At 71.2% G+C, this 10,551-nt stretch carries 9 protein-coding genes; 6 read left to right on the top strand and 3 right to left on the bottom strand.

Going from position 1 to position 10,551, the window contains the following annotated elements; genetic code table 11:
* Window positions 1-166 precede the first annotated feature (166 nt).
* A complete protein-coding gene (locus ACZ63D_RS30530) occupies window positions 167-637 on the bottom strand; it encodes a hypothetical protein (RefSeq protein ID WP_465357811.1) in 471 nt (156 codons plus the stop codon).
* Between the two features lie 180 nt (window positions 638-817).
* Here ACZ63D_RS30530 and ACZ63D_RS30525 point away from each other — a divergent pair, with 180 nt between their 5' ends.
* From ACZ63D_RS30525 to ACZ63D_RS30515, 3 genes are read left to right on the top strand one after another with little or no spacing between them, the layout of a single operon-like run.
* Window positions 818-1,489 carry a GntR family transcriptional regulator gene (locus tag ACZ63D_RS30525; RefSeq protein ID WP_465357810.1) on the top strand — a complete coding sequence of 224 codons (672 nt, stop codon included), beginning with the start codon at window positions 818-820 and terminating at the stop codon, window positions 1,487-1,489.
* Window positions 1,490-1,549: 60 nt separating this feature from the next.
* Window positions 1,550-2,962, top strand: coding sequence for an aldehyde dehydrogenase family protein (locus ACZ63D_RS30520; protein ID WP_465357809.1), 1,413 nt, complete (start codon window positions 1,550-1,552; stop codon window positions 2,960-2,962).
* A 23-nt stretch (window positions 2,963-2,985) separates the two neighbouring features.
* Window positions 2,986-4,068, top strand: coding sequence for an alcohol dehydrogenase catalytic domain-containing protein (locus ACZ63D_RS30515; protein ID WP_465357808.1), 1,083 nt, complete (start codon window positions 2,986-2,988; stop codon window positions 4,066-4,068).
* Between the two features lie 24 nt (window positions 4,069-4,092).
* Here ACZ63D_RS30515 and ACZ63D_RS30510 read toward each other — a convergent pair whose 3' ends face one another.
* Window positions 4,093-6,408, bottom strand: a complete 2,316-nt coding sequence (locus tag ACZ63D_RS30510; RefSeq protein WP_465357807.1) for a transketolase-like TK C-terminal-containing protein — start codon at window positions 6,406-6,408, stop codon at window positions 4,093-4,095.
* Window positions 6,409-6,541: 133 nt separating this feature from the next.
* On the opposite strand from ACZ63D_RS30510, the gene ACZ63D_RS30505 reads away from it, so the two are divergent.
* On the top strand, window positions 6,542-7,021 hold the full coding sequence (locus tag ACZ63D_RS30505; protein WP_465357806.1) for an Lrp/AsnC family transcriptional regulator: 480 nt from the start codon (window positions 6,542-6,544) through the stop codon (window positions 7,019-7,021).
* Between the two features lie 3 nt (window positions 7,022-7,024).
* On the opposite strand, the gene ACZ63D_RS30500 is transcribed toward ACZ63D_RS30505, so the two are convergent.
* Window positions 7,025-7,318, bottom strand: a complete 294-nt coding sequence (locus ACZ63D_RS30500; RefSeq protein ID WP_465357805.1) for a DUF3040 domain-containing protein — start codon at window positions 7,316-7,318, stop codon at window positions 7,025-7,027.
* Window positions 7,319-7,469: 151 nt separating this feature from the next.
* On the opposite strand from ACZ63D_RS30500, the gene ACZ63D_RS30495 reads away from it, so the two are divergent.
* Window positions 7,470-8,324, top strand: a complete 855-nt coding sequence (locus ACZ63D_RS30495; protein ID WP_465357804.1) for an LLM class F420-dependent oxidoreductase — start codon at window positions 7,470-7,472, stop codon at window positions 8,322-8,324.
* Between the two features lie 265 nt (window positions 8,325-8,589).
* Complete coding sequence (malQ, locus tag ACZ63D_RS30490; protein WP_465357803.1) at window positions 8,590-10,530, top strand: 4-alpha-glucanotransferase; 1,941 nt, start codon at window positions 8,590-8,592, stop codon at window positions 10,528-10,530.
* Window positions 10,531-10,551 lie beyond the last annotated feature (21 nt).

Here is a 10,551-nt window from a genome sequence, read left to right as displayed (position 1 = left end):
CACCGCCGGTGTCTTCGCCTTTTTTTTTTTTTTTTTTTTCCCCCTCCCCCCCCCCCCCCCCCCCCCCCCCCCCCCCCCCCCCCCCGAGTCGGCGACCGGCGAGTGCGGGCCTAGTTGGCCGACACCAGCTCCGGACCGGAGCGGGTCACGCGTGTGCCGCGGCTCATCACTGCCCGCCCTCCGGCTGGGAGTGCGTCACCAGCAGGGTCACGCCCGCTTCGCCGTCGCAGTCGACCATCACCGGGCCTACGCCGTCGCCGATCTTCGTCGTGAGTTTCGCCGTGGCCTTGAAGGCTTCCGGGTTCGCGTCGACGATCTTGACGTCCTTGAGGATCTGATGGCCGGGATAGCCGCCGATCACCTTTTTCAGGCCCTTGCCTCCGCCGCAGTTGCCGGTGATCGTGACCTCCCCGCCGGGCGTGGCCGGGTTCGGGTCGGCCTTCACGACCGCCCGCGCGCCCTCCGGGGGTTGTTCGGCGGCGGGAGGCTGAGCGGCGGCAGGGGCGGCAGCGGGCGCCGGGTGATCGCCGGTGGCCGCGGCGGCGACTCCGATCGTTCCGCCCGCGATGACGGCGGCGGCGAGCGCTGTCCCGGCGGCCAGCCGGCCGTGGCGCAGAATCGAAGACTTCACTGACATTCCGTTTTCCCTCCTCGAAGTGTCCATTGAGGACACTCTGCGGTTCACCCGTGCACGGGTTCGTCCGGATAGTCGAGGCGACCCCGGCCGCGGGTTCTCTCCGGCGCGAAAAGTGACTGGGGTCACATCGCCGGAGAACGGCTACGATGGCGGGAAACCCAACGCTGGCGGGGAGTTTTCGTGACAGTGGCCGGAGAAGCGCGCGAACGGCTGAGCCCGCGGGTCGCCAAGCAGGTGCGCGATCTGATCCTCACCGGCGCGGTCCGCGGCGGCGAGCGGCTGCGCACTGAGCATCTGGCGGAACGGCTCGGCGTCAGCGCCACCCCGGTCCGCGAGGCGCTGATGGCGCTGGCGGGCGAGGGCATGGTGGATTTCCGTCCGGGGCGCGGATTCCGGGTGATCCCGGTGACGCGCCGGGACGTCGTGGACGTCTACGCGATGCAGGCCTACGTTTCCGGCGAACTGGCGGCCCGGGCGGCGGAACGGCTGGAGCCGGCCGGGCTGGCGCGGCTGGACGATCTCCAGCGCGAGATCGAGAAGACGGTCCGCGACGGCGACCTCGACGCGACCGAACGAGCCGATTTCGCCTTGCACCGCATGGTGAATCACGCCGCCGCCGCGCCCAAGTTCACCTGGATGCTGTCCTTGACGCTCAGGTACGTCCCCTTCTCCGCGTACGCCGACATCCCGGGCTGGCCGCTGCTAGCCCGCGACGACCACGACCGGGTGCTCGCCGCGCTGAACGAGCGCGAGCCGGACGCGGCGCGGGAAGCGATGGCGGCGCACATCCGCGAAGCGGGGGACCTGCTGGTCGACTTCCTCGCGGCGCAAGGCGTGCTCGCGGCGCACTAGACAGCCGGAGTGTTTTCTATAGAATCCGGCCGAGGGAGAACCTAGGTCGGAGGAGACTCGGTGGCTGAGCGCGACGTGCTGTACATCGGCGGCGAATGGGTCCGTTCGGACGGCGGAGCCTCGATTCCGGTGGAAAACCCGGCCACCGAACAGGTCCAGGCGCACATCCCGGAGGGCACGGCCGCCGACATCGACCGGGCGGTCCGGGCGGCGCGCGAGGCGTTTCCGGCGTGGGCAGCCACGACCAGGGCAGAACGCGCGGAGCTGCTGCGCGCACTGGCCGACGGGCTGGCGAAACGAGCTGACGAGATCGGCGAGACGATCGCGAAGGACGTCGGCACGCCGTTGCGGATCGCCACCCGGATCCAGGCCGCGCTGCCGCAGACCGACGTGCAGACCTACGTCGATCTGCTCGGCCAGGAGGAGCCGGAGGAGAAAGTCGGCAACTCGCTGATCGTGCGCGAACCGGCGGGCGTGGTCGCGGCGATCACGCCGTGGAACTACCCGCTGCACCAGATCACCTGCAAGATCGCGCCGGCGCTGGCGGCGGGGTGCACGGTCGTGGTGAAGCCGAGCGAGGTCGCACCGCTCAGCGCCTACCAGCTGTTCGACGCGATCCACGAGGCCGGTTTTCCGCCTGGCGTGGTCAATCTGGTCACCGGATACGGGCCGGAGGTCGGCGAGGCGCTCGCGACGCATCCGGAGGTGGACGTCGTGTCGTTCACCGGCTCGGTGCGCGCCGGAACACGGGTCGCGGAGCTGGCGGCGCGCACGGTCAAGCGCGTCACGCTGGAGCTGGGCGGCAAATCCGCCAACGTGATCCTCGAAGACGCGGACCTGGCGACGGCAGTCAAGGTCGGCGTCTCCAACGCGTTCCTCAACGGCGGCCAGACCTGCACGGCTTGGACGCGCATGCTCGTGCCGCGCGAGAAGCACGACGAAGCGGCCGCGCTCGCGAAGACGTTCGCCGAAGGGTTCACGACAGGCGATCCGCTGGACCCCAAGACGAAACTCGGCCCGCTCGTCTCGGCAGCGCAACGCGACCGGGTGCGCGGCTACATCGAAAAAGGCATCGCGGAGGGTGCGACTCTGGTGACCGGCGGGACCGAAGCTCCTTCCGCCACAGGCTACTTCGTCGCACCGACAGTTTTCGCGGGCGTGGACCCGGATTCGACGATCGCGCAGGAGGAAATCTTCGGCCCGGTGCTGTCGATCATCCCGTTCGACGACGAGGAAGACGCACTGCGGATCGCGAACAACTCCCGCTACGGCCTGCACGGCGCGGTGTGGTCGGCCGACCAGGACCGGGCGCTGGCCTTCGCGCGCAAGGTCCGGACCGGGCAGATCGACGTGAACGGCGGGGCTTTCAACCCGCTGGCCCCGTTCGGCGGCTACAAGCAGTCCGGCCTCGGCCGCGAGATGGGCCGCGCCGCGCTCGACGAGTTCATCGAGCTCAAATCCATCCAGCTCTAGCCCGGCCCGAAGGAGAAGACACCGTGGTCAAAGCCGTGATCGTGCGCGAGCAGGGCGGGCGTCCGGAAGTGTGCGACATCGCGCTGCCGCCAGTCGGGCCGCAGGACGTGCGGGTGCGGATCGCGGCCGCCGGGGTGTGCCATTCCGATCTGTCCATGGTGGACGGAACGCTGCGCCCGCAGTACCCGTTCGTGCCGGGGCACGAGGCCTCCGGAATCGTGGCCGAGGTCGGCAGCGAAGTCGCGCACGTGAAGCCGGGCGACCGGGTGGTGCTCAACTGGGCCGCCGCGTGCCGGGAATGCTGGTTCTGCCTGGCCGGGGAACCCTGGTTGTGTTCGGCGATCGAAGGCGTCACCACGTTGCCGCGCGGGGAACTGGACGGCGAGCAGCTGAACGTCTTGCTGGGCGTTGGCGGTTTCGCCGAGGAAACCGTGCTGCCCGGGCGGTCTGTCGTGCCTCTGCCGGACGGCGTGCCGCTCGATCTGGCCGCGTTGATGGGCTGCGCGGTGCTCACCGGCGTCGGCGCGGTGCGCAACACCGCGAAGGTCCGAAAAGGACAGAGCGTGCTCGTGCTCGGGCTCGGCGGGATCGGGTTGTGCGTGGTGCTCGGGGCGAAGCTCGCGGGTGCCGGGCAGATCATCGCGGCCGATCTGTCGCCGGAGAAGGAGGCGCTCGCCCGCGCGGCCGGTGCGACGGATTTCCTGGTGAGCGACGACAAACTCGCCAGGCGGGTGCGCGGGCTGACCGAAGGGCGCGGCGCGGACCACGCCTTCGAATGCGTCGGCGCGGCGACGACGATCCGCACGGCGTGGAGTTCGGTGCGCCGCGGCGGGCAGTGCACGGTCGTCGGCGTCGGGCGGAAGGACGAGCAGGTCGTGCTGAGCCCGCTGGAGATCTTCCACTTCGCCCGCACGCTCACCAGCACGGTCTACGGCGCTTCCGACCCGGACCGCGACATCCCGGCGCTCGCCGACGAGGTCCGGTCGGGCGCGCTCGACCTGGAAACCTTGGTGACGCACCGGATTTCGCTCGCCGAGGTGGGCGAGGCGTTCGACCGGATGCGGCGCGGCGAGGGCGCCCGGTCGCTGGTCCGGATCGGCGGCTGACGGGCCGATCCGGACCGCCCGGGATCAGTCCGCCACGTCCAGCGCGGCCTGGATGATGCTGTCGGTGTCGATGCCGTGGTGCCGGTACACGCTTTCCAGGTCGCCCGACTGCCCGAACCGCGTCACGCCCAGATGCGCCGCCCGCACGCGGTGGACGTTCGCCAGGAACGCCAGCGTGTGCGGGTGCCCGTCGAGCACTGTCACCATCGGCGCGGACCGTTCCGACGGCAGCGCCGACTCCAGGATCCACGTGTCGGCGGTGTCCTGGCCCGCTCGTGCTTGCACGGCGCGGAACAGCAGGCCGGGACTCGTCACGCAGACGACGTCGGCGTGCTTGCCCAGCGCGTCCAGCCGATCGGCGGCTTCCAGCGCCTCGGTGACCATCGCGCCCATCGTCACCAGCGTGACGTCCGGGCGGGCGACCGCCGCGGTGCGGATTGGGTACGCGCCCGCCACGACCTGACGGCGGCGGCGTTCCCGCGCGGCCGGATCAGCGGGCACCGCGGCCAGGCTTTGGTCCACCGGACGGGTCGACAGGCGGAGATACGCCGAGGTGCCGTCGGGGCGGCCGAGCCGGGAAAGCGACGCCAGCAGGGTCCACTCGACGTCCAGGGCGAACGCGGGTTCGTAGGTCACGCAACCCGGCTGTTCGAGCCCGACCGACGGCGTGGTCACCGACTGGTGTGCGCCGCCCTCGGGCGCGAGGGTGACGCCGGACGGCGTACCGACCAAAATGGACTGTCCGCCGCCGTAGATGCCGAACGACCACGGTTCCAGCGCGCGCTCCACGAAGGGGTCGTAAAGCACCCCGATCGGCAGCAGCGGACGGCCCCAGCGCGACCACGTCGTGCCCAGTTCGCCGAGCGCGCTCACCAGGTTCACCTCGGCGATGCCCAGTTCGAGATGCTGTCCGCTGGGCCGCTCGCGCCAGTGCAGGATCGTCTCCGGGTCGTCGGCGAACCAGTCGACCCGTTCCTGCGGCGACCACACGCCGACCTTGTTGACCCAGCCGCCGAGGTTGGTACTGGACGAGACGTCCGGGCACAGCGTCACCACGAGTTCCGCCGCTTCGGGCGCTTCGCGGGTCAGGTCGAGCAGCGCGCGGCCGAGCGCGGCTTGCGTGGTGGTGCGGCCGGAAGGCGTGCGCCCGATGTCGGACGGCAGCGCCGGAACCGGTTGCAGCTCAACGGGTTCCCGCTCCAGGCGGGCGGCGGTCGAGGCGCACAGCCGGGCGGCGGCGGAGCCGTCGGGGAACTTCTGCCACGGGTCGTCCGGCGAGATTCCGACGCGTTCGGCCAGTGCACCCAGCTGCTCGGCGGTCAGCAGCGACGAGTGGTTCTGCGGGTGTCCTTCGCTGGCGAGGCCGAATCCCTTGACGGTGTAAGCGAAAATGACGGTCGGACGGTGGTCCTCGATGGCGTCGAAGCTGTCCAGCAGCGCGGACAGGTCGTGGCCGCCGAGGTTGCGGATGGCGGCGTGCAGGGTGTCGTCGCCGAGGCTGTCCAGCAGCGGGGCCAGCTCCGGCGTCGCCAGGCGTTCGCGCAGCTGGGCCGGGGTGCAGCGGAGCAGCCGCTGGTACTCCGGGTTCGGCATCTCGTCGATGCGCCGCCGCAGCGCCTCGCCGCCCGGCCGCTCGAACAGGTCCTGCAGCAGCCGCCCGTACTTCACGGTCAGCACCTGCCAGCCGGCCGCCTCGAACATGCCCTGCAGGCGGGTCGCGCCGATGTTCGGGACCACGCGGTCGAGCGACTGCCGGTTCAGGTCGACGATCCAGACGACCTCGCCCAGTTCGGCCACGTTCGGGTCGAGGATCGCCTCCCAGCACGCGCCCTCGTCCAGTTCCGCGTCGCCGACCAGCGAGTACTGCCGTCCGGCTCCCGCGCCGCCGCCGTGCGATTCGACGTAGCGCCGCGCCAGCGCGCCCCAGATCGGGGCGGTCGCGCCGATGCCGACCGAACCGGTGGAGTAGTCGACCTGGTCCGGGTCCTTCGAGCGCGACGGGTAGCTCTGCAGGCCGCCGAATTCGCGCAGCGTCGTCAGGTATTTCTCGTCGAGGCCGCCGAGCAGGTAGTTGATCGCGTGCAGCACGGGGGAGGCGTGCGGTTTCACCGAGACCCGGTCCTGCGCGCGCAGCCGTGCGAACCACAGCGCGGTCATGATCGACACCATCGAGGCGCTGGACGCCTGGTGCCCGCCGACCTTGAGCCCGGTCGGATTGGGCCGCACCCGGTTGGCGTGGTCGATGATCGCGGTCGACAGCCACAGCACCCGGTCCTGCACCTCGCGCAGGACGGTCACCGTGTCGTTGTCCGGAAGGCGTTCGGGGGCGGCGCTGCTCACGAAGGATCGGGCCTTTCTTGGGCGGAAAGTTCAGGTCAGTCCAGCAGAGCTGGGTAGGGTGCACAACAAGCGCGTTCGACATTGCGCAGAACGCCCAAGCCAGCACCGCGCGGTGTGGAAAGGATTGCGCAGCATGCCCAGCACTCAGCGGCTCGACGCCACCGACGCCCGGATCCTGCTCGCGCTCGGCCGCACCCCGCGCGCCACCGCGGTCGCGCTCGCCGACGAACTGGGCCTGTCCCGCAACACCGTGCAAAGCCGGCTCGCCCGGCTCGAACAGGGCGACGCGCTGCGCTCGGCCGAGCACCGGATCGACCCGGCCGCGCTCGGCTACCCGCTCACCGCGTTCGTGACCGTGCAAGCCCGGCAGCGGGTGCTGGACGAAGTCGGCCGCGCGCTCGCCGCGGTGCCGGAGGTGCTGCAGGTGCGCGGACTGACCGGCGCGCAGGACCTCCTGGTGCACGTGGTGGCGACGGACGCGGACGACCTCTACCGGATCGCCGGGGAGATCCTGGAAATCCCCGGCGTCGAGCGCACCAACAACGCGCTCGTCATGCGCGAGATGGTGCCGTACCGGCTGACTCCGCTGCTCGAACGCGCCGCGCGGCGCTGAAGGTCAGGGCTCGTCGTCGGCCGTGTGCTCACGGCCGTGCTGCAGCATGGCCCGGTGCGTCCAGACCAGCAGCGGCGCGGCGAGCAGGCCCCACAGGAACCAGCCGGTTTCCCCGGCCATCAGGCCGAAGACCAGCATCAGGGCGACGGTGATCTCGGCGAGGATCAGGATCTTCTGCCACCGCCGGGTCCGCGCCGGGGGCACGCCTTGGCTCAGCGTCGCGGCGAACACGGGGTCGCTCGCCGCGAGTTCCTCTTCGATCTTCCGCAGGGCGCTGCGGTCGCGGTAAGGCAGCATGATCCCCTCCTCGGGCAGGACGGGCCGACGGGTGCGCGATTACCAGTGGAGTACCCGCCCCGGGGCGCCGTCAAGCCCGGGTTTCCCCAGGAATAATCCGCAGGCCAGGCGGTCGTTGCCAACTGAAACACGTTCTAATAATGTGCCGGGGGTGAGATACGGGATCGTGCTGTTCACCAGCGACCGGGGAATCTCCCCGGCGGCGGCCGCGCAGGCCGCGGAAGAGGCCGGGTTCGCGACCTTCTACGTGCCCGAGCACACCCACATCCCGATCCGGCGGGACGCCCCGCATCCCCGGACCGGCGACTCCTCGCTGCCCGACGACCGCTATCTGCGCACGCTCGACCCCTGGGTCGCGCTGGCCAGCGCGGTGCCGGTGACCTCGACGATCCGGCTGGCCACGGCGGTGGCGCTGCCGGTGGAAAGCGATCCGATCACGCTGGCCAAAACGGTCGCGACCCTGGACCACCTGTCCGGCGGCCGGGTCACGCTCGGCGTCGGATTCGGCTGGAACACCGACGAACTGGCCGACCACGGCGTGCCGGGGAAGCGGCGGCGCACCGCCTTGCGCGAGTACCTCGAGGCGATGCGCGCGCTGTGGACCGAGGAAGAGGCGAGCTACGCGGGCGAGTTCGTGGAGTTCGGGCCGAGCTGGGCGTGGCCGAAACCGGTGCAGCCCCAGGTGCCGGTGATCGTGGGCGCGGGCGGCACGGAGCGGACGTTCCGCTGGATCGCGCGGCACAGCGACGGCTGGCTGACGACGCCGGGCGAAGACGACATCACCGCGAAAGTCGCGCGGTTGCGCGAAATCTGGCGCGAGGAGGGCCGGGAAGGCGACCCGGAGGTGATCGCGCTCGGCCCGCGCCCGGATCCGGAAGGCCTGGCCAAACTCGCCGAGGCGGGCGTGACCGAGGTCGTGTTCGGCCTGCCGGACCGGCCGGCGGGCGAGGTCGAGGCGTGGCTGGACCGGCTCGCCGGGAAGCTCGGGCAGCCGGCCGGGGCCTGACCGGAGTCCACTTCGGACGGCACTACCTCCATTGGTATGGACCTGCGCGCTGAAATCGCGAAAAGCGCCTGAATGGGTGAACTCGGCCGCCGCGCGTCATTCCCGGGAACGCCTTCCCTCTCGTTTCGTGTGGCGGTGACCGGCCGGCACGCCCCCCGACCGGCCGGTCACCGCTTCGCCCGTCCGCGGCGGCGGTGCGAATGGCGCCAAGGGCCGCGGCCCGGGACACTGGTCCGGTGCGCCTTCCCCTTCCCCGGACCGAAACGTGACTCCCGAACTGGCCGAACTGGCCGCCGCCCACGGAGTCGCCACCCGCTACGAAAACGCCGACCAGGTCGAAGTGCAGGTAGACCCTGATGTGGTGATCGCCGTATTGGCGCAGCTGGACGTCGACGCCGGTACTCCACAAGCAATCGAACGAGAATTGGCCGCCGTGCGAGAAGCCCGTGCGTCGCGAGCGCTGCCGCCGACGATCGTGGTGCGCGCCGGGCAAACCCGCGAACTCGGCCAAGCCGTCACTGTCGAACTCGAAGACGGCACAACGCGTGACGTCGGCACCACACTTCCGGCTGACCTTCCGCTCGGCTGGCACCGGATCGTCACCGCTGAGCAACGGGTTTCGCTCGCCGTCGTCCCGGCGAAGCTGCCCGCGGTGCCGCCCGCGTGGGGCTGGATGCTGCAGCTTTACGCCCTGCACTCCGAGCAGTCGTGGGGGATGGGCGATTTCGCCGATCTCGCCGAAATGGCGTCCCGGTCGGCCGCCGAACTGGGCGCGGGCGTGCTGCTCGTCAACCCGGTGCAGGCGCCCGCCCCGGCGCATCCGGTCGAACGATCGCCGTATTCGCCGTCCAGCCGCCGCTTCGCGAACCCGCTCTACCTGCGGGTGACCGACACCGAAGCGTTCGCCCGCGCCGACGAGGAAACCCAGGGGCGGGTGCGGGCGCTCGCGCCGGACCCGATCGGCGAGCTGATCGACTACGACGCCGTGTGGACCGCCAAACGCGCCGCGCTGGAACTGCTGCGCCCGCACCATCCGCACCCCGTCGAACTGGACGACGACCTGCGCGATTTCGCCGCGTTCGGCGCGCTCGCCGAGGTGCACGGCAACGACTGGCGCGAGTGGCCCGAGGCGTTGCGCGACTCCGGCAGCGCCGAGACGGCCGCCGCGCGCGAGGAACTGGCCGAGCGGATCGAATTCCACGGCTGGCTGCAGCAGCTCTGCCACGAGCAGCTCGATCGCGTCCGCCAGGCGGCGCGCGACGCGGGCATGCCGGTCGGCGTCGTGCACGACCTTCCGGTCGGGGTGCATCCCGGCGGCGCGGACACCTGGGCGCTGCGGGACGTGTTCGCCGCGCGGGTGCGGGTCGGCGCGCCGCCGGACGCGTTCAACCAGCAGGGCCAGGACTGGAATCTGCCGCCGTGGCGGCCGGACCGGCTCGCCGAAGCCGGGTACGCGCCGTTCCGCGACGTCGTGCGCGGAGTGCTGCGGCACGCCGACGGCATCCGGGTGGACCACGTCGCCGGGATGTGGCGGCTGTGGTGGATTCCGCCGGGCGAACCCGCGGGCCGCGGCACGTACGTGCACTACGACGCCGAAGCGATGCTCGGCGTGCTCGCCCTGGAGGCGCACCGCGCGGGCGCGGTCGTGGTGGGGGAGGACCTCGGCACCGTCGAGGACACCGTCACCGAAACCATGCACGAACGCGGCTTGCTCAGCTCCGCGGTGCTGTGGTTCCAGCGCGACTGGGACGCGCCCGGCAAGCCGTTCGTCCGCCCGGACCGCTGGGATCCGGACGCGATGGCCAGCATCTCGACGCACGACCTGCCGACCGTGTCCGGCTGGCTCGACGCCGAGCACGTCCGGGTCCGCGCGGAACTCGGCCAGCTCGACCGGCCGGTGGAGCAGGAGTACGCCGAAGCGGCGGAGGAACGCCGGGCGCTGCGCGAACTGGTTGCCAGCGAAGGAATTCCCGGCGACGACTTGGTGGTCGCCTTGCACACGCTGCTCGCCTCGGCGGCGTCGCGGCTGGTGCTCACCTCCCCGGCGGACGTCGTCGGCGAACGGCGCCAGCCGAATCTGCCGGGCACGGTGGATGAGTACCCTAACTGGCGCATCCCCCTTCCCGTCACCGTCGACGGGTTCTTCGCCGACCCCCGGGTGCGGGCAGCCCTCGCCCCGCTCGCCGCGGCCCGCCCGCTGCGCTGAAACTCTCGGAAAAACCCGTCC

Source organism: Amycolatopsis sp. NPDC104775 (assembly GCF_055583325.1).
This window is presented reverse-complemented; position numbering and strand designations above follow the sequence as displayed.

Coding starts and splice junctions, on each gene's coding strand:
- ACZ63D_RS30530 (WP_465357811.1), bottom strand. CDS start 637: ATGTCAGTGAAGTCTTCGATTCTGCGCCACGGCCGGCTGGCCGCCGGG.
- ACZ63D_RS30505 (WP_465357806.1), top strand. CDS start 6,542: ATGCCCAGCACTCAGCGGCTCGACGCCACCGACGCCCGGATCCTGCTC.
- ACZ63D_RS30500 (WP_465357805.1), bottom strand. CDS start 7,318: ATGCTGCCTTACCGCGACCGCAGCGCCCTGCGGAAGATCGAAGAGGAA.